At 43.9% G+C, this 24,915-nt stretch carries 20 protein-coding genes; 6 read left to right on the forward strand and 14 right to left on the reverse strand.

Translation table 11 applies throughout. From position 1 onward, the window contains the following. The first annotated feature begins 64 nt into the window (after positions 1 to 64). On the forward strand, positions 65 to 697 hold the full coding sequence (gene tmpT, locus QNI24_RS03250) for a thiopurine S-methyltransferase (RefSeq protein ID WP_267174851.1): 633 nt from the start codon (positions 65 to 67) through the stop codon (positions 695 to 697). On the opposite strand, the gene QNI24_RS03255 is transcribed toward tmpT, so the two are convergent. The 4 genes from QNI24_RS03255 to QNI24_RS03270 all read right to left on the reverse strand — a co-directional run bounded on the left by QNI24_RS03255 (position 698) and on the right by QNI24_RS03270 (position 5,254). Continuing rightward, positions 698 to 1,474 (reverse strand): hypothetical protein, encoded by a 777-nt coding sequence (locus tag QNI24_RS03255; protein ID WP_267174852.1) that lies wholly within the window; start codon positions 1,472 to 1,474, stop codon positions 698 to 700. It lies immediately after the preceding gene. Between the two features lie 133 nt (positions 1,475 to 1,607). Beyond that, the gene (locus tag QNI24_RS03260; RefSeq protein ID WP_267174853.1) at positions 1,608 to 3,998 is read right to left on the reverse strand and encodes a serine hydrolase; all 2,391 of its coding nucleotides are present in this window, start codon (positions 3,996 to 3,998) and stop codon (positions 1,608 to 1,610) included. Positions 3,999 to 4,017: 19 nt separating this feature from the next. Continuing rightward, on the reverse strand, positions 4,018 to 4,869 hold the full coding sequence (locus tag QNI24_RS03265) for a hypothetical protein (RefSeq protein ID WP_267174854.1): 852 nt from the start codon (positions 4,867 to 4,869) through the stop codon (positions 4,018 to 4,020). A gap of 1 nt (position 4,870) precedes the next feature. Beyond that, positions 4,871 to 5,254: a GntR family transcriptional regulator gene (locus tag QNI24_RS03270; RefSeq protein WP_267174855.1), complete on the reverse strand. Its 384-nt coding sequence runs from the start codon at positions 5,252 to 5,254 to the stop codon at positions 4,871 to 4,873. Between the two features lie 482 nt (positions 5,255 to 5,736). Here QNI24_RS03270 and QNI24_RS03275 point away from each other — a divergent pair, with 482 nt between their 5' ends. The 5 genes from QNI24_RS03275 (at position 5,737) to QNI24_RS03295 (ending at position 11,585) form a co-directional block, all read left to right on the forward strand. Next, the gene (locus tag QNI24_RS03275; protein ID WP_283708491.1) at positions 5,737 to 7,575 is read left to right on the forward strand and encodes a BspA family leucine-rich repeat surface protein; all 1,839 of its coding nucleotides are present in this window, start codon (positions 5,737 to 5,739) and stop codon (positions 7,573 to 7,575) included. Positions 7,576 to 7,937: 362 nt separating this feature from the next. Beyond that, on the forward strand, positions 7,938 to 8,105 hold the full coding sequence (locus tag QNI24_RS03280; protein ID WP_267174857.1) for a hypothetical protein: 168 nt from the start codon (positions 7,938 to 7,940) through the stop codon (positions 8,103 to 8,105). Positions 8,106 to 8,491: 386 nt separating this feature from the next. After that, positions 8,492 to 9,658 (forward strand): hypothetical protein, encoded by a 1,167-nt coding sequence (locus tag QNI24_RS03285; protein WP_267174858.1) that lies wholly within the window; start codon positions 8,492 to 8,494, stop codon positions 9,656 to 9,658. Further along, complete coding sequence (locus QNI24_RS03290) at positions 9,658 to 10,842, forward strand: heme biosynthesis HemY N-terminal domain-containing protein (protein ID WP_267174859.1); 1,185 nt, start codon at positions 9,658 to 9,660, stop codon at positions 10,840 to 10,842. Before QNI24_RS03285 ends, QNI24_RS03290 begins: the two co-directional genes overlap by 1 nt. 203 nt (positions 10,843 to 11,045) lie before the next feature. Beyond that, entirely contained in the window at positions 11,046 to 11,585 is a 540-nt protein-coding gene (locus QNI24_RS03295) for a CAP domain-containing protein (protein ID WP_267174860.1), read from the forward strand. 107 nt (positions 11,586 to 11,692) lie between these two features. Here QNI24_RS03295 and thrC read toward each other — a convergent pair whose 3' ends face one another. The 10 genes from thrC to QNI24_RS03345 all read right to left on the reverse strand — a co-directional run bounded on the left by thrC (position 11,693) and on the right by QNI24_RS03345 (position 24,827). Next, entirely contained in the window at positions 11,693 to 12,979 is a 1,287-nt protein-coding gene (gene thrC, locus QNI24_RS03300) for a threonine synthase (RefSeq protein ID WP_267174861.1), read from the reverse strand. 4 nt (positions 12,980 to 12,983) lie between these two features. Then, complete coding sequence (gene thrB, locus QNI24_RS03305; protein WP_267174862.1) at positions 12,984 to 13,943, reverse strand: homoserine kinase; 960 nt, start codon at positions 13,941 to 13,943, stop codon at positions 12,984 to 12,986. A gap of 1 nt (position 13,944) precedes the next feature. Continuing rightward, positions 13,945 to 16,383, reverse strand: a complete 2,439-nt coding sequence (gene thrA, locus QNI24_RS03310; protein WP_267174863.1) for a bifunctional aspartate kinase/homoserine dehydrogenase I — start codon at positions 16,381 to 16,383, stop codon at positions 13,945 to 13,947. Positions 16,384 to 16,592: 209 nt separating this feature from the next. After that, positions 16,593 to 19,712 (reverse strand): TonB-dependent receptor, encoded by a 3,120-nt coding sequence (locus tag QNI24_RS03315; protein WP_267174864.1) that lies wholly within the window; start codon positions 19,710 to 19,712, stop codon positions 16,593 to 16,595. A 32-nt stretch (positions 19,713 to 19,744) separates the two neighbouring features. Further along, complete coding sequence (locus QNI24_RS03320; RefSeq protein WP_267174865.1) at positions 19,745 to 20,890, reverse strand: tetratricopeptide repeat protein; 1,146 nt, start codon at positions 20,888 to 20,890, stop codon at positions 19,745 to 19,747. A 19-nt stretch (positions 20,891 to 20,909) separates the two neighbouring features. Continuing rightward, entirely contained in the window at positions 20,910 to 21,554 is a 645-nt protein-coding gene (locus QNI24_RS03325; RefSeq protein WP_267174866.1) for an energy transducer TonB, read from the reverse strand. Beyond that, positions 21,554 to 21,964, reverse strand: a complete 411-nt coding sequence (locus tag QNI24_RS03330) for an ExbD/TolR family protein (protein WP_267174867.1) — start codon at positions 21,962 to 21,964, stop codon at positions 21,554 to 21,556. The genes QNI24_RS03325 and QNI24_RS03330 overlap by 1 nt, the downstream gene beginning before the upstream one ends. A 19-nt stretch (positions 21,965 to 21,983) precedes the next feature. Further along, complete coding sequence (locus tag QNI24_RS03335) at positions 21,984 to 22,595, reverse strand: MotA/TolQ/ExbB proton channel family protein (protein ID WP_267174868.1); 612 nt, start codon at positions 22,593 to 22,595, stop codon at positions 21,984 to 21,986. Positions 22,596 to 22,614: 19 nt separating this feature from the next. After that, entirely contained in the window at positions 22,615 to 24,006 is a 1,392-nt protein-coding gene (locus QNI24_RS03340) for a MotA/TolQ/ExbB proton channel family protein (RefSeq protein WP_267174869.1), read from the reverse strand. 14 nt (positions 24,007 to 24,020) lie between these two features. After that, positions 24,021 to 24,827 carry a DUF3450 family protein gene (locus tag QNI24_RS03345; protein WP_267174870.1) on the reverse strand — a complete coding sequence of 269 codons (807 nt, stop codon included), beginning with the start codon at positions 24,825 to 24,827 and terminating at the stop codon, positions 24,021 to 24,023. Positions 24,828 to 24,915 lie beyond the last annotated feature (88 nt).

Consider the following 24,915-nt stretch of genomic DNA (forward strand, 5'->3'; position numbering starts at 1 on the left):
ATGTATCTAAAACAATCGACGGTGCATAGTTATAATGAACCCAAGATTTAACAGGTTTTTTTAGATGAAAGCAGATTTTTGGCATGAAAAGTGGCACAGCAATGAAATTGGTTTTGACCAAGCCAAGGTCAATCCTTTGCTGCAACAACATTTTGCTGTGTTGGAATTGACACCCGGCTCAAAGGTTTTTGTGCCTTTGTGCGGCAAATCGATAGATATGGTTTGGTTGCTAGAACAAGGCATGCATGTGGTTGGGGTGGAACTCAGTGAGGATGCCATCAAACGTTTCTTCGCAGCCATTGAGGTGGCACCAGCAATCGCTGAAGTTGATGGATTTAAATGCTATCAGGCCGAACAATTAACCATCTACGTGGGGGATATTTTTGCTTTAAAGACCAAACATGTGGGAGACATCGCTGTCACGTATGACCGGGCATCCTTGGTGGCACTGCCTGAGGAAATGCGTCTGAATTACTGTCAGCACTTACGTCAAATAACTTCAGGTGCACCGCAATTGTTAATCACTTTTGACTACGACCAATCGGCTCAGGATGGTCCTCCATTTTCAATCAGCGCATCAGAGGTGGCGCATCATTATGCCAACCATTATGCCATCAAGCTGTTAGCCAGTGTGCCAGTGAAGGGCGGCTTGAAAGGAGGCTGCGACGCGCTCGAAGAATTGCGACTGTTACAATAACTACTTTTCAAATACCAATATAAATCGATCAGTTTTACCTCTGATGTCAGGGGCAAATACCGAGACATCTTTGTCATCTTCAAGGTTGGCCAACACAGCTGATTCGGCCACCAGTTTAAAACCAATTTGGGTCAGTTTATTAACCGCAAACTCTGACTCTATGCGATGCAAGGTTTGGCTGTCCAAAGCGCCACGGCCGTCGTTGGCTTGGTGATCTACAATCATAAAACGTCCGCCAGCTTTTAAACCAGAGTATATTTGTAGCATGAAGTCATCATGATTGATTTGAGGCCAGCCACTGGCAGGGTCATCATAAAACAAATCATGATAGGACATGATAATCATGGCCGCATCCAATGAGTTTGGTTCAATGTCCAATGCGTCCACTTCTCGATCATGCTGAACCATTTGGGGCATGTTATTTTGCGCCAATCTTTGTTGTAATGCTTCATTGACAAAATTACGGTAGGCCTGATTGTTGTGTAAGAAGACTTTACCGTCCTCGCCCACCACTCTGGCAATTAAATCACTGTAGTAGCCGCCTCCTGCAAACACGTCGAAAACCACATCGCCAGGGCCGATGTCGAGCATTTTTAAGGTGACATCAGGTCGACTGCGGGCATCTCTGCTGCGATCAGCTGCACTGCGGTCTTGGGCCGCAATGGCTTGTTCGATGGCAGCATTGGTTGGGCTCACTTGTGACTCGGAATCAGGCTTGTTGTGGTGCTGACAAGCTGTCAAGCATGTCAGCAATGTCAACAGGATTAATTTGTTCATGATTGTTGCTCCAATTGAGATTTAATCACCCATGATTATAGCGAACGTGAGTATGGCAGGTTTTGATGGATGTCATATACTGCCTAGAGAGGTGAATGATTGACTCGACATCCTTGTCGAGTCAGTGTTGGCATCATGGTTTCAGAATGAAGTGTTCTGGTTTGAATTTTCTGTTGGCTTTGACTTTTTTGTAGTTGATTTCAGCGCGGCCCATCATGGGGTCTTTCATGATAGTTTGCATCGGCAGTCGCAAGCCATGGTGCTGTTCATAGTCAAAGTAATCAATGGTGATTGGTACACTGCCTACCGCAGGATTAATTAATCTGGTTTTCATCCTCAGGATGTCACCATTTTCTGTATCAATGTAATAATTCCTACTTGGTAAATCGTTCACTTTAAAGGACACAACGTAGGCCTTACGATCATTGACTTCGGCTTTACCTGTGACAGTTAACTCATCGGCATGCTTGGCCAAATTCATGCTGATACTTGGGTGTTCAAGTTGTGCTTGTTTGCGGTAGGCGCCTTTGAATTCAGTGTAGGGGTTGATGCCATCAGTTGCTGCTTGGTCTTCATTGGCAACCACGGTTATTTCACCAAATACCCCAAAATCCAGTTGTTGGCGATAACTGTATTCATCATCAAATTCCATCATAATTTTGCCTTTGACACCCGAATTAACCATGTTGATTTCACCTTTGATTTGAAACCCGGCTTTTTGGCTCAACATATCACTGCGCTCCTTTGCCTGCATCAGCTGCATCAGTGCCGCTACAGTAGGTAGCGGTTCAGTTTCTTTTGTGGTCATTTTCGGTGCGGTATCAACGACCTTTTGCTTGTCCCTGTAAAGTACCAAATGGGTCACTTGGTTGGTCTCATCTGTGTCGAACTTGGCACTCATGTCGGACTTGATGCGGAATTGCCTGAAACCATCTTCATCGGGTAAATGCAGCTCAAAAGCCATCTGATTTGGAACATCAAGGGTCAAGCGGTGGTTCTGAATCTTGGCTTTAATGGCGCCTTTGAATTGCTTGGATTGGTACTCACCAAGGAAGGGTTGTAATTCACTGGCAGCTATTTCTGGCTTGATTTCTACGCCTTTTTTAGGCAGTTCAAAATCAAGGCGATTTTGGTGCATGCGCATGGCAGTGATGCTGTTATCCGCAGCACGATCAAAAGAAACAGCTATGGTATCGGTCAGTTTGAAATACCATTTACCGCTTTCATCTGGGTCTTTCAGCTCGTACACCATTTGTCCTGGAACATCTACCGCAGGCACACCACTTTCATTGATCAAGAAGGTGAAAATGCTGTCTTTGAAGGTAGCAAAATTGGCATGGTATTCACCCACATACTCGTTGTAGTCTAAGGCCGTATCAACCGATGTTGTACCAGTTGCAGGTGCCGCAGTGGCCAAGTGATCCCAGACCATATTAATGGACTCTTGCTGCAGGGGGGTGGCGGTGTGGTTGGTTAATAGCACAAAACCCAAGTTTTCATCAGGTAATAAGGCCACTTGAGCGCCGTAACCATCGATGCTACCACCGTGTTCGATGACTTTTTTATCCTGCCACTGGCGCAGGAACCAGCCCATGCCGTAATTGATGTCGCCGGCAATGTTAATAGCAGGCTGCCAGGTGGCTTGCAGCTGTTCTGTTGAAACCAATTGTTGCTGCTGCCACTGGCCTTGATTGAGTAAAAGGCGCAGCCACTGTGCCATGTCATTGACGTTGGAGTAGATTCCACCGGCTGGTGCGATGTTGTTGAGGTTGCGTCGAGGCATAAAGTCATTGGTTTCGGAGGCATCATTCCATTGGTAGCCTGTGGCGATGTTGGTATCAGCCAAGGCAGTCTCATGAACTGATGTGGTGCTGGTCATACCCAATGGCTTGAGTATTTTCTCTGCCAATAATTCATTCCAATCCTGCTTGGCAACGGTTGCTGTGAGTTCTCCGGCTGCCAAATACATCACATTGTTGTAGTGGAAGTTTTTTCTGAATTCATCCCAAGGCTCAGCGGCTGTGGCTGTTTTTAGAATCAATTTGGAACTGGCTTGACCATTGGCCCATAGTAAGTCATTGCGGGTGTAGCCGGTGCGATGAGACAGCATGTCCTTGATGGTTATGGGTAATGCTTCATCACCCACATTGAACTCATATCTGGGTAAATAATCAGTGACAAGATCGTCCCAGTTGAGTTTATCAGCATCGACCATCATGGCCGCTAGGGTGGCGGTGAAGGCTTTGCTGGTTGAGCCAATGGCAAACAATGTCTCAGCTGTCACTGGTTTGTTGTTGCTGGTATCCATCACGCCAAAACCATGGGCAATGATGACTTGATCGTTATGAACTACGGCCAGGGCCATACCTGGGATGTGGTGTTGTTGGCGCTTGGTCTCAAGCGCATCAATCAATGCTTTTATGTTGGTCTCATCGATATGGTTTTTTGCCGAAGAAGCAAAACCAATTGATAGCATCATGATTGTAATGAATAAACCAAAGGGGCTTGTCTTATTGTGACTCATGCGTATTCTCCTAATTAGTTTAAGCAGACTTATAAACATCAAAGTCGATGTCTTCTATGCAGTTGTTATGCAGCATAAAACCCATTGATAAGATAACCAGAAGCTGTAAGAACAAGCTCATGATGATGGGCATGATGGTTTTCAAATCAAAAGTAACCACCAATAAGGCCACTAACATGAAACCGCTGCATGCAATGATGGTATAACAAAATGTTTTTATTACCATCGAAACGGATTTATGTCGGCTGTGCTCTGATTGGTAGGGGTCTTTCACTCTACCGCGAATCAGCCATCGAGACATGCCAATGAAAAACAGCATGCCTATCAACAAAATACCACTCATGACCAAGGTCTTGCTTTCACTGGAAATAACAAAACCCTCCAGATACAGTCCAATTAAGATGAATCCAAAGTAACTCAAGATGACAGCCGCTAAGAGCTTGGCTGATACATAATCGGTGAGTTTACGCGGTTTTAACTGCGCAGATTTTTGTCGCCGCTGGTCTTGTTGCTTCATCAATTTTGCCAAACGCATGCCAAAAAACTCCAACAATTGGCTGGGTATCATTTGCAGCATAAAGTAACCCCAGGGCAGCATGGGGTTAAGGCCTTTTTCGCCGACCAAGTAACCGGTATAAATGAAGTACAGAAGAGCCAATCCCAACATCATATTGAAGATATTGACCCATTTATACAAGGTCATGGCCCGCTTGAAATACTGACTTGATTTAGGGTACAACTTGGGGTGGGTGCTGGCTGGGTAGTTTTCAAGCACATATTGAGATCGGCGCAATATCCTCGATGGGAAATAAGCCGATAATAAAAATATCTGGGTCACAAAGACCAGCATAAATAATGTCATTTCGTTCATATCAAACTCCGGTTGATTGGTTGAGCACGTCTGCAAAGGCGATGCGAATTTCCGAATCAGTCACGCCAGCTTGGCGGAATGATTGTATGGTGTTGGTCAGTTCTTTTCTGACCCATTTATTCAAATCAATGGTGCAATTGGCTTGGGCTTCAGGATGGATAAAAGTACCGCGGTAGCCTTTGGCCACTATCACTGAATCACGTTCGAGTAAGCGGTAGGCTTTGGCCACTGTTTTATTATTCATGTCCAAATCATAGGCCAACTGTCTGATTGAAGGCAGTTGATCACCTGGCTTGACCTTTTCATCCTGAACAGCTTGTTTGATCTGCATAACCAGCTGAGAAAACAAGGGTGTTGCACTTTCTATGTCTATTGATATTTGCATGGGTTTTATATGTTCCATATGTGCCGTGTGTACTAATGGTACAACTGGAACACCAAAAGAGTCAAGAAAAAATGATGATTCAATGGTGCTTTTTTCGAATTTGAGCTCAGTTGAGACTCAAGAGATATAAGAAATGAGATTGTTGGGGCGCAAACATTTTCAACTCTTCTTAATTGGAATTCATTGCATGCATGTCGATTATGGTTTGATTAAATTAAATATACATCAACCTAATTATTTAAAATCAAAAAATGAGTTTTAAGCCTTTTAAAAGAGGACCATTTTTTTGGCCGAAATCTTATTGAAATAACAACGGTTTACAACGGGTTAGATTTTTAACTATGTTCTTGACAATAGCACCAATCAAGCGGATTATAATTAACATGATTGCAAAAAAAAATTATTTCATTTGTGCCAGAAAAACCCTGATTTTTATTTTTCTATTTTTTAATCATGTTTATGCCGCGCCCAGTGATGACTTTGTGATCAAGTTAGGTACAGATACCAACAGTGTTGAGATTGAGACAGTTGGCGCAGGTTACAACTATGATATTGACTGTAATGATGATGGCATGATTGATGCAACCAATCTGACAAGTAGTTATTCCTGTCTATACCCAACACAAGGTGGAGTGCACACAGTCAGAATCATTGGCAGTTTTCCTCGCATGAAATTTGATTGGGATTTTCAGCCCATAGAGGTCATTCAATGGGGAAGCCAACAATGGACATCGATGGAATCGGCATTTGCAGGATCTTATCAATTGATGATTTCGGCTTCTGATACACCTGACTTAACTCAAGTAACAGACATGAGTTTTATGTTTACAGGATGTTCGAATGGAGTATTTAACTCAAGTATCTCAAACTGGGATACCTCTCAAGTAACTAGTATGATGAGACTTTTCTCTGGTGTACAAAATTTCAATCAGCCTTTGAATAATTGGAACACTTCAGCTGTGACGGATATGTCCTGGATGTTTGCAGGATTGAAAGCAAAAGATTTGAATTTACAAATTGAAAACTGGGATACATCAAATGTCATAGACATGAATCATATGTTCTCAAATGCCACTTATTTCAATGAAGATCTTGGTGATTGGGATACCGCAAATGTCATGGACATGTCATCCATGTTTGATGGAGCTGAATTATTTAATCAGGATATTTCTCAATGGAATGTTTCTCAAGTCGAAAATTTTTTTGGGATGTTTTGGGATGCAAAAGAATTCAATCAGAACATTGGCACGTGGAATACAACAAAAGTAAAAAGAATGTCATTTATGTTTCATAATGCCCACCAATTTAATCAAAACATTGGATCATGGAACACGGGTAATGTTGAAGATATGCACAGTATGTTTGACAGTGCCTATGTGTTTAATCAAGACATTGGAAATTGGAATACCTCAAAGGTAAAGGAAATGACATTTATGTTTCAAGAAGCTTATGATTTTAACCAAAATATTGGTAACTGGAATACCACATTACTTGAGGATATGTTTGGAATGTTCTTGGATGCAAACTCATTTAACCAGGACATCAGTCAATGGGACACCAGCAAAGTTACCCGTTTAGGTTATACATTTTTCGGTGCAGGTGGAGATGACTTTGACCAGAACATCGGTGAATGGAATGTCTCAAGCTTACTTACGGGTGGTAGCATGTTAGCTGGGTCACAAAAAATATCTACTTCGTACTATGATAATTTATTGGCTAATTGGTCAGCTCAAAACCTCAATGACAACGTTGTTATCTCTCTGGGAAGCAGTTATTTCTGTTACGGCCTGGATGACAAAACCGCTCTGATAAACAACTACAACTGGAGATTATTTGATGGAAACCAGCATTGTTTGTTTGTCGAGTTTGGGCCCGATACAAATGACAACTTTATAACAGGAAATAACCTCCCAAGGATAGTCATAAAAGGCGAAGTCATTGATAAAGCCAGTGTAATTATTAGAGATACACTGTTAGGAACTGCATCTGAAGGCATTGATTACCAATTCAGTGCCAATCAAATAATTAACATCCCACGAGACATTTATGACGGTGGTTTATCTCAAAGTATTGAAATACCTGGACTACAAATACTAGAAAACGCAGCTATTGAAAATGAAAAAACCATTATTTTTGAACTTATAAATCCCAGGGGTGAGAGCAGTATTGGAGATGCAGATGGTGACCTTCAAAACAAACAGTTCGTGGCATATGTTATCAGAGGACAAGGTCAAGTGCAGTCGGTTCCAATACCTCATATACCTCTGTTCCTGGTGATATTAATTTTGGCTACAGTTTTTATAAAAAGACCAATAAAATAATACACTCAAATAAGCAACTGTTTACTTTAAGGCACTAAAAAAACGAGCGTTTATCTGCAAAAAAACTAACTGCATACCCCTGGCTATTTTCAATATATTATTCTCGGTTGTTAGATGTTGTTATTTTTTGTCAATCTAGATTTTTGGTTTTTTTAGTGAGGTGTCATTGAAAGTCTAAACTGCTTAAAAGTGGCAATCATTGAAAATACCTAATTTCAACATAACCTCACATGCTTTTAACATTTCACTGAGAATTCACCACCACTGTATTAATTTGTATAAAAGATTGGGGTGACTGGATCATGATGACGCGTTAGGTGATTGTTTTGATTCATTGAGTAACACAGACTGAGGCAATACAAATGATCACTCACATCATCAATAAAAAAGACGCAGCAAAAAACAACATAGACCTTGATTTAGGTTCCATCAAAATAGAAGTTGAAGAGTTCATGAAATTTGAAATAGATAAAATCAAGCCCAAAAACGTCAAGCCTGTGATTGAGCCACCCACAAAACATAAGAGCTGAACCAAGCCGTTTCAACGGGTGTCATGAACAGCATCGACAGCATGCTAAAACCTGGCCTCTGTTGGGCATTTGATACAGCAAAAAAACAACTAAAAACCTGTTCCATTTAAATCGTTCAATCTTTTTAGCGCCTATTTGCACCATTCTTAATCAACCAAATGGTGATGCTTTGACGATTAATTAGCCATGCCGATCCAAGGTGCAGCCTACAGGAATTCACATGACTACCCACGGCTTGATCAGGCCAGCCACAATTATGTTGATATCTCAACATGTCATCGAGTACTTGTTTTCAATGCCTTGACTCATTTGTAACGGTTTTTAACTGTACATCTTAAAAGTGTGGGTTAAAATTAATCACACACCAATGCGATATGAGTAAGTAGATGGACAAAGAACAGCCAATTGAAGAAACAGCGGAAAATTCAGCGACCGACGACACTGCAGTTGACTCGTATGAAAACCAAGAAGACACTGCTGTGATTGAAACAGAGACCGTGGTGGTCAAAAAATCAGGTGGCACATTCAGCTTATTGCTGTCATTGGTGGCCTTGGCTGCAGCCGGTTACGCCTTGTACCTCCAATGGCAAGCAGCTGAAAATGAGGCCGGTGAATCAAACCGCTTGATAGCAACACAATTACAGCAGCTGGAAGCGGAACAGGCCAGCGCTGTCGCTGCCTTGCAAACAGTTCAAAACACCAACGAAAATCTGCGCCAACAAAGCACGGAACTGGCGACAAAAGTATCGAGTCTTGAGCGCCTGACTCAACAATTACAGGACGCAGGAATGAGTGGTGCTCAGCTGAGTGAAGAAAAGTTGTTCGATAACTCCGCCAATGAAGTGGCACTGAGGCAATTGACGCTGCAGTTGCAAAATCAAGAGATTTTGATCAATCAATTACAAAGCCAATTGAACAGCCAAGTGGATGAGCCGGCAACGAGTCAGGATGGGGTTGTTGATCAGGATCAATTACAAAGGGCACTGGCAGTCAAAGCCTTGAATCAGGCAGAAACACTGGTTGAACTACATGACATTGAAACAGCCACTGTTGTATTGGAAAATTTTTTGCTGGCCACCAAATTGGACACATCTTGGCAAATAAAACTCAAGCAGTTGGTGGATGCATTGGCAAGGACCGAACAGCCTGATATTCAGGCCATGCAACAAACGCTGAAAGGTCTTGATGGCGCTGTGAATCAAATTCAATTACAAACTGAGACAGCTGCAGCCGAAGGCAATTGGTATGACCGTTTTGTCAGTGTTAAAAAGATTTCAGATGATTCAAGTATCACATCATCTGCTGCGTTGGTTGAGCTAAAACTGAGCATAAAAAGACAGCTTTACCTGGCTCATTTGATGCTCAGTTTGCAGGACCAAAGTGGTTGGCAGAACAGTCTCATGCAGGCTGCTGAGTTGATCACAGATAACTTCCCTGAGCAAACACAATTAGCTAATGAAATCAAAACTTTGGCACAACTGTCACTGTTGCCAAAGGTGCCAAAGGAATTTGATACTCAAGCATTGATTGCACAACTGAACGGGTTACGCTGATGCTGAAAACCATAAAAGTCATTCTATTAATTATCTTGTTGTTAGCGGTTGCTTGGCTGACGCCACAGTTGATCAAGAACCCCGGGCTGATTCAAGTTGAATTGTTGGGCTACCAAATTCAAATGACTGCCATTGCTGCCGGTATTTTGTTGCTGTTGGTTTTTGTTGCTATATGGTTTATCTATGGGCTGCTCAAAGCACCGAAAAAGGCCATCAATCACCTCACCGCGAACCACAGCAGGAAGAAGTTTGCACGCGGTTTATTGGCCTTAAGCGAGGGTAAGTGGTCAACAGCAGAAAAGTTACTTGTTGCATCGGCACAAAAAAGTCCAACGCCTGAATTAAGCTTCATGGCTGCCGCCAGAGCAGCGGTGGCACAAAACGACTTACAACGTGCTGAGGCACATTTGGATGAAGCAGAAAAAGTCATTGATAACCCTTTAACAGTTGATTTGACTCGCTGTGAGATTTGGGTTAAGTCGGGCCAGGCTGAGAAAGCATTGCCACTGTTAGCTACCATCCTTAACACCTACCCAAACAACCCCCGTGCGGTGCACTTACAAACCCAAGCCAGCCAACAGACACAGGACTGGAAGTTGTTACAATCAACCATTCCCAAGGCTGAAAAACTGGCAATAATCAATCACCAGCAAAGCAATGAACTGAAAACCAAAGTCACCTTGGAACGTTTTGCAGCAGCTTCATCAGAATCAGAACTGGATGACATTTGGCATGCTTTGAGTAAGAAACAACAACAAAGCTACCGACACAGTTACTGTGAGACTGGCTTGCGCTTAGGGGCCTATCAACAAGTCACTGGTTTCATAGAGAAATCGATGAAGAATGAATTCGACGAACAAATGGTAACCTATTGGTCGGCCTTGCCCTATAACTTAAATCATCGCCTAAAAGTTGCGGAAAAATGGTTGGTACAGCATCCCAACCAAGCTGCAGTTTTGTTGTGTAACGCCAAGTTGCATGTTGAGAAAAAGAATTGGGACAAAGCCGAAAGCTTGTTATTGGAGGTTCTCAAAACCACACCCAGTCAGGAAGTGCATCAGCTTTTGGGTTTGATATACCAAGAAAAAGAACAGCCTGATGAGGCCTTGGCACATTTTCGCGCTGCCGTGTTGCCGAATGACAAAGCCCTCAGTGTCATTGAAGATTCAGATAACACCGAGTAAATCACAGCAATGCAGCATGTGCTGTAGGCAAATTCACATAATTACGAAACATACTGTATAATGCATGAATGACTCAATCAGGCGCTTCCATTTTACCTAGATTTGCGGTGTTTTTTGTTGTTGTAACAATGGCCTTTATCGCCTGCGCCAATGATCAGCCAACAACACCCCAAGTTTGTGGCAACAACAAAGCAGCCACACAGTTGGCTGAGCTCATCAAAACACATCCCAGCCAGAAGCGTGAGGTTCTGAATTGTAATTCGCAATTATCAAAAATTGCCCAGAAGCGGGCTGAAGCATTGTCAAAAAATACAGCTGATCCTGAAATTACCGCCAATCAAATAGTGGCCAAGGGTGGTTTTAGATTCCCTGACTATTACCCCATATCTGGTAATCAAGTTGAAGCAGTTGCAAAATCTGCCGCCAATTCAGATAGTGTCTTAAACCATTTGGTAAATAGTGATAAACACCATAATCATATTTTAGGTAAAGGCGAGTTTTTTGTAATACAAACTGAGTTAGGGGTTGGCTATTATCAGGATGATGACCCCACCAATGAAACCCAGTGGGTGGTACTCATATCACAAGCATGGGAGTCACCAAAATATAAATATACTCAAAAATTTGCTAAACCGGCCATCAGAGGCCCTGATGAATGTTACGACAAGAAGCAATTAAGAATGAGTCCAGAATTAAAAGAAAAGTGCCGATCTATTGCTAACCGCAGCAAAAAAAAGGACTAAAAAAGGTTGTTTTCAAATCACAACAAACTTTGAATTTAATTCGCTCAAAAAACACATACTGTAAGTTTTAAAATCAGCGTTCTTGGTAACTGCCTTATGACCTACAATCAACCTAAAATATAATTTCTCAAAGAAACATAATCTGCCGACATGTTGGTTGATAAATCAGTTTTTTCTGCACATTCCGCAATAGCATCTGGTAATGGTAATTCTATGTTTAAAATGGCTTCAACAGATGATTTGAATTTTGCAGGATGCGCGGTGCCCAAAAATATCCCCAACTCATCCTCGGCCAAACTGTCTTGCAAGCCTTGATAAGCCACCGCTGCATGTGGTTCACTGATGTAACCCATTTGGTACAATGTTTTCAAGGTGTTTTCAGTTTGCATCTCGTCGACTGCCAAACCACTGAGGTCTTGGCGTGCAAACTGTCCTGACTCAATCATGTATTCAATGCGTGGCCAATTATTTGGTTTGCTCACATCCATCGCATTAGACAAGGTTTCGACGGTGTCGTTGGGCGACCAAATGCCGTCTTTTAAATACCTAGGCACGGTGTCATTGAGGTTGGTGGAAGCGATGAAACGTTTGATCGGTAGGCCCATTGTTTGGGCCATGATGCCAGCACATAAATTACCAAAATTGCCACTTGGAACAGCCACCACGCATTGATCACGTTGGGCAACTGGTAATTGGGCAACGGCATCGAAGTAATAACAAATCTGAGCGAATAATCGACTGACATTGATTGAGTTGGCCGAATTCAGTCCGACAGCCCGAACCAAATCAACATCATCGAAACTTTGTTTGACTAATTTTTGGCAGTCATCAAAATCACCAGCTACTGCCACGGTTCTGATGTTGCCTGATAAAGTGGTGAACATCTTTTGTTGCAGTTCACTGATTTTGCCTTGAGGAAACAAAATAACCACTTCGATGTTATCCAGTCCATGAAAGGCATGGGCCACGGCCGCACCAGTATCTCCGGAGGTGGCGGTGAGTATGGTTATTTTCTCAGATGATTGTTGTTGTTTTGAGAAATGCTGCAGGCAGTTGGCCATAAAACGAGCACCAAAATCTTTGAATGCCAGCGTTGGACCATGAAACAACTCCAAGCAAGCCACTTGTTCATTGATTTTTTTCAATGGTGATTGGAAAGTGAACACATTAGCAATGATTGACCTCAAGGCATCATCCGAGATGTTGGCTTTGACTAATGGCTGCAGGATGTGGAAATTCCTTGCGGTGGTAGACATTGCCAGCAATTCATTCACATTCGGCAATTGCGGCACCTTGGGTGGGAAAAATAAGCCTTGGTTGTTGCCTAATCCGGTTTTAACTGCAGTGGCATAATCGACCATTTGGTTGGGGTCTTTGAGGTTATTTAATTGCATTTGGTTATCCTATTTTTCGGGTGCCTTCGAGGTCTGGTTGACAAATTGCTACAAATCCCTGATCGGTTTGCAGGTAGTTGGTTTTTAACCAATCTGCTTGTGCTTGCGCGGTGGCCAAATCATCACAGACAGAGAACAGGGTTGGACCTGAGCCTGAGATGCCCACAGCCATGCTGTTCATGGTCAATAATTGTTTCTTGGTGTCATCGTAATTTGGTAACAGCTCAGCCCGATAAGGTTCGGCAATCTCATCTTTTAAAAGGGCAAAGGCCAATGCTTGGTCTTGTTGGTAACAAGCAGCCACAAAGCCAGCCAAATTTTGTCCAAAGCGAATCAATGTTGAACGGTCGTATTGAGCCGGTAACAGTGCCCTAGCAGCTTGGGTGCTGACGATGACATCGGGGTAGGCCAATACCCAGTAGACGTCTTTAAAAACCGGTAATGGCGTCGTTACTTGTTGTTGTGCGTTGAGCATCAACTGCATACCACCCAAGTAGCAGGGCGCGACGTTGTCGTAGTGCAGTGAACCACTGATTTGAGCTTCAGCTTGACCCATCATCAATAACAATTCATGGTCATCAAAGGGTCGTTGATGATATTCATTCAAAGCCACAAATGCAGCCACCACAGAACATGCGCTGGAACCCAGTCCGCTGCAGACAGGAATGTTTTTATGTAATGTCAGTTTAACCTGTTGGGTGGGGAAGCCTCGGGTATCCATGGCTTGGTTAAAAGCCGCCAATACCGTCCAAACAATGTTAGTTTCTCGGTCTTGTGGTAAGCGATTCGCAAAAGAGCCAGTCAACTCAAAATCATTGATGAGTGCAGTTTCGACACTGACCAAATCGCCTAAAAGTTGATTGTCAATGGGGCGCAAAGCCAACCCCAATGAATCAAAGCCAACACTGATGTTACCGATTGAAACAGGGGCAAAAACACTGGTTGTTTGATCAATTAGGCTCATTTCAGTACTCCTGTTCCCACGCCAAAGTACGCAGCATGTCGCCAAACAGGCCGGCGGCAGTGACTTCAGCTCCGGCACCATAACCGCGAATAATGAAAGGCTTGGGTTGATAGTATTGGGTGTTGATGGCCAGGGCATTTTCTCCGGCTTCGATGTCATACAAAGGATGGGTCTTATCTACGGCCTGTATCTTCACTGCGCATTTGCCATTTTTAATGATCGCTACATAGCGTAATTTTTGTTGTTGGTTTTCAGCCTGGTCGATTTTTTGTTGAAATTCTTGATCATAGGCCGGTAATTGTTGCATGAACGCATCGCCATCGGTGATCTCTGCCAGTGCTGGTGGTACCACGGCTTGCAGGTCAACATCGTTGAGCTCCAATGCCATGCCAGCCTCGCGAGCTATAACCAGCACTTTTCGCGCCACATCCATGCCATTCAGGTCCTCTGCTGGGTTGGGTTCGGTGTAACCTAAATCACGGGCCTTTTTGGTCGCCTCAGACAGGCTCAGACCTTGGTGAATCTCACCAAATATATAGGACAAAGAACCGGATAAGATGCCCTCAAATTGAATCAATTCATCACCGGCTCGCAACAAACTTTGCAGGTTATCAATCACTGGCAGACCAGCGCCAACATTGGTCTCATACAAAAACCTGCGCTGTCTTTTGGCGGCCATTTGATGCAATTGGTGGTAATAGGACAAGGTGTCGGTGTTGGCTTTTTTGTTGGCCGTGACTACATGAAAGTTGTGCTCCAGGTAACTCAAATAGTCCATCGCTATGCCTTGGTTACTGGTACAGTCAATGATGACTGGGTTGGTGATGTGTGCGGTGCGCACAAAATCTGCCAGCTTGGATAAGGAGAAACTGGTTTCGCTGTCGGTCAATTGCTCTTGCCAATGTTCTAAATCCACACCATCGGCTTCGAGTAAGCATTGTCGGCTGTTGGCAATACCAATCAAGTTCAATTCAATGTTCTTTTGTTGTAACCACTCTTGTTGTTTTTTGATTTGGGCAATCAGTTCACGGCCCACTGTGCCACAGCCAATCAAGAAGGCATCAATCCGTGGTTTTTTTAGGAACAGCTGTTGGTGACAAATCACCACCGCATCATCCACACGTTTGGCACGAACCACCGCAGAGATACTTCTTTCTGAAGAATCTTGGGCGATGGCAATGATGTTAACGCGGGCATGTGAGAGGGCACTGAAAAAACGACTGGCTGTGCCTTTTTGTTGGTGCATTTGGTCACCAATCAGGGTGATGATGGCTAAATTGTTACGGCGCTGAATCGGTTCTAATAAACCATTTTTTAATTCCAGTTTGAAAGTTTTTTCCAAGCGCCTCACGGCTTTAGTTGCTTCATCACCGGGCACACAAAAACTGATGCTGTACTCGGATGAGGACTGGCTGATTAATATCACCGAAATTTGTGCCTCGCTCATGGTGGCAAAGACCCGAGCGGCCATTCCGACCATGCCTTTCATACCAGGGCCTGATACATTGATCATCACCACATCAGACAGGTTGGATATGGCTTTGACCGCTTTGTGCTTGGCCGTTTCGGTGGTGATGGTGGTGCCATGGTGATCGGGGTTGTGGGTGTTCTTTATCACGCACTTGATTTGTTGATTTGCCAGTGGGGTGATGGTTTTGGGGTGTAAGATTTTAGCGCCAAAATAGGAAAGCTCCATGGCCTCCTGATAGGACATTTGTTCAATCAGTTGAGTTTCCGGCACCAAATGTGGATCGACGCTGTATATGCCATCCACATCGGTCCATATTTCACAGGATTCAGCGTCCACACAAACAGCCAATATAGCGGCTGAATAATCTGAACCATTGCGCCCTAAAGTCACCAAGTCACCGCTGTGGTTCACGCCGTAAAACCCCGGCATTACAGAGATATCAGTGATGGCTTGGTAATGCTTGTTGAACTCCTGTTGGCAGCGCGGTAAGTCGGCCACTGTGTCATTGACATCACTGTCGGTGTGGATGAATAAACGTGGGTCTAGGACCGTCACAGGGCTTTTCGTTCTCAGTAAGGTGGCCATCAATAATGTACTGAACTTTTCACCGCTGGAGAGGATTTGCGCGGCAGTGATTTCAGGGCAAAAACCAATCAACTCACAACCTTGGGCCAAATGCCTCAGTTGATCTAACAAGCCCGCTGTTTGTTGCTGACTTTTACTGCTGTCAAAATCCGCTCGCAAAGCCACACAATCGGCACTGATGGTCAATAATTTTTGACTGATTAAATCCAATTGCGAAGTCAGGTTTTGTTGTTGGTTGATCAGTTCAATCAAAGTCACCAGATCATTGGTGATGCCTTGGGGTGCAGAAAACACTGCAGCAACGGGTTGTTGTTGCTGTTCAATCAAGGCGACGACATGGTTAAATTTTTCTGCTGAGGCCAGTGATGAGCCCCCGAATTTCATAACTTTTATCATTATATTTATTTAAATTTTACTTAAAAAAAAGCCCGTGAAATGTTTCCATGTCACGGGCTTTTGCTGTTTTTTCAACGAGTCAGCACATGACGTTTTTTAGTCTTGTAATCGTTGTTCGGATTGTGCTTACTTCGCGGTTCATGGTTCTTATGTTATTGACTTTAACTGCAAATTACAACAGTTGATTGAAAAAGCCATCAATAGATGTCAAAAGACAGGCCCAAACTGAAGTCACGGCCTTTGGTGAATGTGCGAGTGATTTCGTCCCCTTGTAGGAACAGCACTTCATCATCCAATAAGTTTTTGGCTTTGAAACTCAGTTTCCAACGACCAGCAAAGGCATGGGTGTATACAAAGTCGACTTGTTGGAACGGTTGTTCATAGATATCAGGGCTGCCACTGGTGCCAGCTTCCGAAATCCGCTCACCAAACTGGTTAAACAGTAATGATGCGTTGATGCCGTTGTCTTTGTTGTCGTAACCAAATTGGATGTTGGCGACATAAGGTGATTGTCCTTGTAGGGGTCTGACGTTATTGGTTTGGCCAGAGGGCCCATCGGTGTCCAGCTGAATTTCTGAATCAATGTAAGCATAGTTGGCACTGACGTAGAAATTGGCAAAGCGTTCGCTGATGAAAGAAAATTCTTTGTAAACCTCTAACTCAACACCAGCATTTTCTGCGGCCAAAGCATTCTGAAAGCTGATGATGTTGGATGATCCCGGTAAAATGGTGACCTCAATCGGTTGCTCAAACTCTTTATAAAATAAACTCAATGAAACAAACTCACCGGGAGAAAAGTATTTGTCCCAGCGTAAGTCATAATGGGTGATCCTACCTGCGACCAGGTCAGGGTTACCAATCACATTGCGATTCAGTACGGGGTCCTTAAACTGGGCTGAAGACAATTCTTTGAAGTCAGGTCGTGTGGCCGTCTCAGAATAGTTGAAACGGAATTGATGTGACTCATTCATGATCCATGTGGATGAAAAGGCTGGAAACCATTCATCGTTCAACAAACTCGCAGTGACCGGACTTTGATCGGGATCAAATAATCTGAATGTGGTGACTGATTGATTAAACACTTCACGCCTGGCACCCAAGGTAAAACGCAAATCTTCTTTGTAAGCATAATCAATGCCGTAATAGGTTCCTTTGATATCGAGGTTGGCGAAGTAGTTATCGGTGGCACGCGTGACTTCAATTAACTGGTAGCCATTGGGGCCAATGAAGTTGGGGTTGAGGATTTCACTGAGTGAATCAGATCGATCGGCTTCATCTGCCAGTGGGCCTGAATCTTCAAAAACAAAACGACGGATGTCGGAGTTACGTTCCTTTTTCACCCAGTTCTGTCCAAACTGAAACAACAGGTCGTGGTTGTTACCGAAAGTCAGTGGAAAATCGAGGTCATAACGGACGTTGCGACTTTGATCAGCCAACTCACGGAAAACCCTCGAGTTGGAGTCATTTCTGGATGAAAACACAAAATCACCCTCATCACGTTGATCATAGCGGTATACCCGATTGTCTGGCTCTTCAAAGGTAGCCTCAGAATCGGTGAATTGCCAGTTCAGTTTGAGATCTCCTAAGACAGGATAACTGTGCTCCCCAAAGAACTGAGTCGATGTCAGGTCTCTCTCAGTCCAACGCAATTCATAGATTCTTCTCGAGTTTCCTAAATCTTCATTGAACCCCTCAGCAATTTCAGTGAAGTTTTGGGTGCTGCGCAACAACATGTAGTTGGCAGCTATTTCGTGTTGGTCATTGAACTCGATGCCAGTGGTTAAAAACCCACTGGCATTGATGTCGCGATTGGTGGTGGTTGAATTTTCTTCACTCTCCAAGCCCAATTCAGTGCCGGTAGAGACGTTGTAACTGCGACGCAATTCTGAGCGTGACTCAAAATCACTGCCATACTCTAAAGCAGCAGAGAAGCCCAAGGCTGTGCCTGACTCCAGATCAAAACGCATGCCGCCAGCGGCATCAAAGCCGACACCTGGATCTATGTTGGCAAACCTCAAATCGTAATTTGAATTCAATGACTCACCAAAAATTTCAAGTTCCTCGGGGCTGAACCCACCATCGAAAAAAGGGTTGTTAGGTCGCAGTTCAGTATCACCTGCTATGGCATCAGCCAACACGCGTGGCAGCGCCCGGGTGCCATCATCCATACCGGTCCAATCATCATCACCGCCCTGGTATTTCAGGCCTTTTTTGCCAGTGGTTTGCGAGTTGTGGCCATAAGAAAGGCCGATGTTCAGAAAGTTTTCTTCTGGTACATTGATGGTGCGAAGCACCACCGTCCCACCTCCAAATTCAGCAGGTAAGTGCGAAGCATAACCTTTCTGCACTTCGATGCTCTCAATGATGCTGGTAGGGAATAAATCCAGTGGAACCACGCGACGTGTGGGATCGGGACTGGGTAAGTTGGCACCGTTCAAAAGGGTGCTTGAATAACGTTCTCCTAAGCCGCGAATAAAGATGAATCGACCATCAACCAAAGTCAAGCCTGTCACCCGTTTCAAGGCGCCAGCAGCATCCGAGTCACCCGACTTACTCATTTGTTCCATACTCAGGTAGTTCGCCACCGAGTTGTTGGCACGGCGTTCCTCGAGCACCGAGGCCAAAGAGCCCTCAATGAAAGGTTCAACCACCACAAACTCAGGCAGCTCGGCACCGGCTGGGGTGAGTTCGATATTGATTTCATTGCCTGCTGGATCGGTGAGATTTAAATCATTTTTAATTTGACTGTTGAACTGCGCGTGTAACACGCTGATGTTGTAATTACCAGCGCTTAATTCAGTACTGAATTGGCCTTTTTCATTGGTGGTTAAATACGCTGATAGACCAGAGATATAGACTTTTGCGCCTTTCACAGGTCTTTGGTTTTCGGCATCAGTGACGGTGCCGTTGACCGGTACAGTGATGGCATCTTCTGCCACCTTGGCAACACTTTCAGTTAAAGTTTTTTGGTCAACCGAACTTTCTACGTCAACCATTGGGTTTTCGTCACCTTTAACCTTGAAATCAATCAACAATTGCATCAACTCGCCGGCTTGCAAATTGAATTGATGCTGGTAGATCAAATCACCACTTGATTGGAAGTTAAGGGTGGTGGGTCCAGCGGGTAAATCAATTTGTGCCAAACCAGCGGCGTCCGTCACAGCAATTACTTCTTGATCGACAGTTATTTCAATGTCACTCAATGGACTGCCCTTGAGAAACATGAATATGTTGATTTGCGCATTTTGAGCACCGACCGCGCTGATGCTGAGCAGCATTAAACAGGAAAAAGCCACTTTTTGAATGGTTGTATACATACAGGTTTTACTCAATTCTAGAATGTTGGTGCTTACTGGCAGCGCCAGACTTCGGCTGCACAATCAGCCATTATTTTTCTCACCTCGACTGCTCTTTGAAACAGTTGAGCATCAGTGATACGAGACAGGTATGATTCTGCTTTGTCGTAGTCTCCAACCTTGAATAAGGCATATGCCAGGGCATATTGGATGTTTTCATCGTCATCGATGCGGTTACGCAAGATGTCTTGCTCCATGTTGGCGGCTTGTTCAAAATTACCCAGTTCAATTAACAGCCCCAAACGTTGTTTTAATTTTTGTCGCTGATCATCTACCAATGAATTAACAGTCAAGGCCAAATGACGTTGTCCGGATCGACGGTACAGTTCAGCTGCTTCGCTCAGTAGGGCTTTATCAGTCAGCGCCAGTTGGTGCACCAAACCAGCAGCTGCATGAAAAGATTGGTTGCTGATGTAAGTGGCAGCCAGTGCTTTGGCCACATCAGGGTGGTTGGGGAATTTCAATTTGGCTCGTTCTAAAAAACGCAGCGCTAAAATCAAATTACCAGAGGCCCTTAAGGCATTACCGATACCGACATAATCATCGGCATCAGCTTGGTATTTTTCCAGGTATTCTAGACCAAGTTCAGCGGCTGTTGAATTTAGCCCCAACTCAATCAGGTAAAATATTTTTCGCCGCGGGAAAGCCGCATCTTGTGGAAAAATCAAACTGGCTTGGTCCATCACTGCAATCGCCATGTCATATTGTTTGAGTAACCAATGAGACTGGCCTCGCATGTGATAAACCGAAGGAATTGTGGCCACAGCATCACCTGCACTGTTCAAGGCATCGATGGCCATTTGATACTGTTCGGTAGCAAATGCCGATTGTGCCAAGTAAACGTTGATAACTGAATCAACTTCACCCAATGTCTTGGCAGCGACAAAGGCGTCAATGGCAGCTTGATTTTCACCTTTTCTGACTTGCAGCAGACCATTTAAAACATGGTACCGTTTGACATCAGTGTCCTCAGCGTCTAGATCAACTGATGACAGCGCAATGGCAGCACGCTCGAGGTTGTTGTCTTTAAGCATCAGTGATGCCAGTTCCAAATAGTTCACCTCATCTGCATTGTCATCATCAGCAATCGCAGGTTGCAGTGCCAATAAAAGCAGTGTCAGTATCAACAGAAATTTCATATCACTCAATCACAACAGATTAACTTAAGTCGAAGCGGATGCGTTGTTTGGCCCATGATTTGACAGACTGGCCCTGGTATTGAGCTGGTTCAAACTTCCAGCTGTTGATACCTTGCATGGCCACTTCATCAAATATACCACTGGGATAAGACTCAACAATTTTAACTTGCTCAATCTCACCTGTGATACCAATCAGTAATGAGAAAACCACATAACCCTCAATGCCTTTGGCGCGTGCACGAGGCGGATAAACCATGGGTGCTTGCCACACGGCTTTGGGTGATTGATCAACGGTGTCATCAGTCATGATCACACCACTGCCGTTACCCAGAATGTCGCCATCCAAGCCGTTCAAACCGTCCATAGAGAAGTCAGGCAAGCCCAAATCTAAGCCACCTAAAGAACTGTTTAACCCAAGCAGCGGCGTCGGTGGGGCTTGACGGGCACGTTTTGGTTTTGGCTTCGGTTTTGGTTTTCTGATTTCTTGTTTCGGCTTTGGTTTTTGTTTTTGAATTTTGATGTTGGTGCCATCAATACTGTCCGCTTTGGTCATCAGGTTTTCTGAGTCATTGATTAATATCAACGTTCCTAAAACCAAAACAGTTCCAAACATCATGGAACCCAAAGCCGCTAAGTTGCGTTTCATTTTTTCTGCTTTTTTCATCAGCCTGCTCCTACTTCTTTTATCGTTGCTACACCCACATCTGACGCACCGGCCAGACGGGCTTGGTCAACCACTTCAACTAATTTGCCAGAGGGCACATTTTCATCGGTGACCACCAAAACCGATTTCTGGGTTTTGGTTTTCAATAAATCTCTTAATCTGGATTGAATTACCCAAGAACGGATGCCCTCACCATCCATATAAACTTCACCCGCATTGTCGATGTACAAACGCACTGCTTTGGTCGAGGCAGCACTGGAAGATGAAGCGGCTGGACGTTCCAGGTCTAGTTTCATGTCTTTGACAAAAGTGGTACTGACCATAAAAAAGATTAACAGGATAAAAACCATGTCAATCAATGGTGAGATGTTTAAGTCTTGGACCGTTTCTTTACTTTCTCTGTATCTCATATAATTTCTCTCTATGACCTCAAGCTGTTTTGGGTTGAATGTCAGGGATTGGGCAACACAAATAATCTTTTAGTTGTGCCATTTCAATTTCTAATGTTTTTTGTTTTTTATCTAATATGCCATTGACAATCAAACCAGGAATTGACACGGCCAAGCCCATTTGAGTAGTTATCAGTGCTTGAGAAATACCGCCTGCGATACCACCCGACTGAGAAAACAACGACATGTCTCCCAGCGAGTCAAACGTTTCAATCATGCCTGATACAGTGCCAAGCAAGCCCAACAAAGGTGCCACCAGAACTATGGTGGTGATGAGCACTTTGTATTTTCTGATTTCATTGGCTTCTTCAGCAAAAGCATCATCTAAATAACGACGCAAATCAGGCAGGTTTTGATCTCGTAACTTCATGCCTTTTTTCAGCACTCGGGTCAACACGCCTTGATTGGTTGGTAATATGCCTTGCATCTGACGATCAACCATCACCCGAGGGCTGCGCAGAGAACCTCGTCGCAGTGCCATCATGCGGTAGCCCAGTGTCCACCACAAAACAACCGTAGCAACAAGCAATGGTGGCATGACATAACCACCTGATTGAAAGTAACCCAGTAGTTGTTGAATGACATCACTCATGATTCAATCACGCGTCCAATTAAGAAAAAACTTTTTTGTAGACGTTGATGGCACGCAAAGCGGCTTTTTCCATGTCGTCTTTGATGCGTTCTGCCCACCCTGACAGCATGTTGCCAAACAACAACGCAGGGATAGCAACTGCCAGACCCACTTCAGTGGTTACCAGGGCGATTGAAATACCACTTGAGAGTAATTTAGGGTCGCCAGTACCAAATTCAGTGATGATGTCGAATGTTGAAATCATGCCAGTCACTGTGCCTAACAGACCCAACAGTGGTGCCACCGTGGCAATCACTATGATCATCGAACCAAAGCGGTTTAATTGGCTTGACTCGTGCAAGATGGACTCAGAAACAATGTCCTCTATGTGGTCACGATCGCGATCAATGTTACGCAAGGCTGAGAGCAATACGCGTGATGATGATGAGGATTCTTTGTGGGCCAGTTGGATCGCTGCATCAACATCTTTCTGTTCAATTTTGTTGACCACTTTGGTCAGCAGCTTTTCAGTGCTGGCAGATGCGCGGTTCAAAAAGAACGATCTGAGTATGATTAACAACAAAGCAACCATACCCAAAGCAGCAATGATCCAAGCAATGATGCCACCAGAGTTGATAACGCTGAGGATGCTCTTTTGTTGTTTCTCCTCAATCGCTTTGATCGAAGATTCATACAAAAAGATGGGTAATAAGCCGCTGGAGTTACCATTGAATAAGCCTTCAACGGCTGCCGGGTCACTGTCCTGCCAAACTTTGAATTGTTTTTCACCGGCTGGTGCCAATACGCCTGAACCTTTGGCGCTGTTACCATAAGAGGCAATGTTGCCTACTTTCATGATGGTGCCGTTAACCGCGGTACCGTCGGTCAAGAAAAATTCACCCGCTTGGGTGGTGATATTGGATTTTTCAGTGAGGGTTTGAGTGGCTAAATTTACCAGCTCTTTGACCTTGTCCAAATCAGATGGTGCTTGCTCAGCTGCCTCTGGGAAACCTTCGAAGCCAAATTCGCTCATGGTAGATTGTGCCTGTATGATGGTTGATTCCAGCAGTCCTTGGTTGTCTTGAGCAGATTCAGAGCTTCTTTGAATGGCAAAAATTTCATCTTCCAATTCACCGGCAGTCGCTTCTGCGTTCAACAATTGATTTTCAAGGGCTGAAATTTCAGTTTCAATCTGACGTTTTTCAACAGCGGTGCTTTGTTGGTACTCGGCCAAACGTTTTTTGATGTTATTGACTTGCGATGTTAAGAATGCGTATTCTTTCTTGTAAGCCAAGTTCAAATCTTGTTGCGCTTGCGCTGGGTCGGCTGCTGGCACGAGTGGTTCAGCAGCAGGCTCAACTGCTTGGTTGTTATCTTGTGCGCTAACTACAGGGCAAATAATGAACAGCAATAGGTATAAATAATTTCTCATGGTACTTCCTGTGATTATTGAGATGAACTCAAGTCCAGTGGCAAACTGAAATAGCCCTGTCTGATTTGTTTTTTCAAAGAGTCGAATAAGGTTGCCACTGATTGTGTGGCTTTTTCGTCAGTCAGCAATTGGTATTGCCATGTACCGCCGTTGTTCACTGCTTGGCCATAACGATCATCCCTGGTTTTAAAGTACATCAACACGGTACCTAACTTGGCCACATCAACCAAAACTTGTTCGCCTGCTAAGGTGATGGTTTGTGAATAAATCGCATTCTCTCGGGTCAAACGCATCTCATCTTCTAAAAATGCCCACAAGCGGTTGATGGCACCTTGTGCTGAAACCTTTCTGCCTTCTATATCACGCATGATGTCCTCAATCACGCTGCTGCGTTCTTTATATTTGAAGGGGATGCCGCTGTCGATGACTGTTTTTATTTGTGCTGCCATTTGCAGCACTTCAGGAATCATTTGTTCAGAATCGAGACCCAAAGATTTGATGTTTTCTTGTAAGTTAACCACTTCTGCTTGTGTCTGTTTGATTTGCAGTTGTTTGCGGTCAATGTTGGCCTCTAACTCAGTTTTTCTGATATTAAGGTAGCTCATTGATTGGGTGTGTTCAGCTTTTAAAATTTGCATCTCTGCTTGCAAATCTTCAACCTGGCCACGTAACTGGATTAAGTTGTTAACGATTTCATCGGTGTCTTGTTGTGCCATGACCGGCAAATACGAGGATGAACAGCCCAAGATGAGTGACCATTTCACCCAATGCATGGAACGGTTGAATTTAACTTTTTGCGACATGATTAATCTGATTGACATTTAAGATGCGGCAAATTTTAAGAACCTAATGTGACAGTATGGTTACCTTTACGGTTAAATTTTCTTATTAGCTATTTAATAAGGAGTG

The organism is Marinicella marina (assembly GCF_030065545.1).
Classification (GTDB): Bacteria; Pseudomonadota; Gammaproteobacteria; order Xanthomonadales; family Marinicellaceae; genus Marinicella; species Marinicella marina.

Excerpts from the sequence above, each read along its gene's own strand:
- tmpT (WP_267174851.1), top strand. The coding sequence starts at position 65 with ATGAAAGCAGATTTTTGGCATGAAAAGTGGCACAGCAATGAAATTGGT.
- QNI24_RS03255 (WP_267174852.1), bottom strand. The coding sequence starts at position 1,474 with ATGAACAAATTAATCCTGTTGACATTGCTGACATGCTTGACAGCTTGT.
- QNI24_RS03260 (WP_267174853.1), bottom strand. The coding sequence starts at position 3,998 with ATGAGTCACAATAAGACAAGCCCCTTTGGTTTATTCATTACAATCATG.
- QNI24_RS03265 (WP_267174854.1), bottom strand. The coding sequence starts at position 4,869 with ATGAACGAAATGACATTATTTATGCTGGTCTTTGTGACCCAGATATTT.
- QNI24_RS03270 (WP_267174855.1), bottom strand. The coding sequence starts at position 5,254 with ATGCAAATATCAATAGACATAGAAAGTGCAACACCCTTGTTTTCTCAG.
- QNI24_RS03280 (WP_267174857.1), top strand. The coding sequence starts at position 7,938 with ATGATCACTCACATCATCAATAAAAAAGACGCAGCAAAAAACAACATA.
- QNI24_RS03285 (WP_267174858.1), top strand. The coding sequence starts at position 8,492 with ATGGACAAAGAACAGCCAATTGAAGAAACAGCGGAAAATTCAGCGACC.
- QNI24_RS03290 (WP_267174859.1), top strand. The coding sequence starts at position 9,658 with ATGCTGAAAACCATAAAAGTCATTCTATTAATTATCTTGTTGTTAGCG.
- thrC (WP_267174861.1), bottom strand. The coding sequence starts at position 12,979 with ATGCAATTAAATAACCTCAAAGACCCCAACCAAATGGTCGATTATGCC.
- thrB (WP_267174862.1), bottom strand. The coding sequence starts at position 13,943 with ATGAGCCTAATTGATCAAACAACCAGTGTTTTTGCCCCTGTTTCAATC.
- thrA (WP_267174863.1), bottom strand. The coding sequence starts at position 16,383 with ATGAAATTCGGGGGCTCATCACTGGCCTCAGCAGAAAAATTTAACCAT.
- QNI24_RS03315 (WP_267174864.1), bottom strand. The coding sequence starts at position 19,712 with ATGTATACAACCATTCAAAAAGTGGCTTTTTCCTGTTTAATGCTGCTC.
- QNI24_RS03320 (WP_267174865.1), bottom strand. The coding sequence starts at position 20,890 with ATGAAATTTCTGTTGATACTGACACTGCTTTTATTGGCACTGCAACCT.
- QNI24_RS03325 (WP_267174866.1), bottom strand. The coding sequence starts at position 21,554 with ATGAAAAAAGCAGAAAAAATGAAACGCAACTTAGCGGCTTTGGGTTCC.
- QNI24_RS03330 (WP_267174867.1), bottom strand. The coding sequence starts at position 21,964 with ATGAGATACAGAGAAAGTAAAGAAACGGTCCAAGACTTAAACATCTCA.
- QNI24_RS03335 (WP_267174868.1), bottom strand. The coding sequence starts at position 22,595 with ATGAGTGATGTCATTCAACAACTACTGGGTTACTTTCAATCAGGTGGT.
- QNI24_RS03340 (WP_267174869.1), bottom strand. The coding sequence starts at position 24,006 with ATGAGAAATTATTTATACCTATTGCTGTTCATTATTTGCCCTGTAGTT.
- QNI24_RS03345 (WP_267174870.1), bottom strand. The coding sequence starts at position 24,827 with ATGTCAATCAGATTAATCATGTCGCAAAAAGTTAAATTCAACCGTTCC.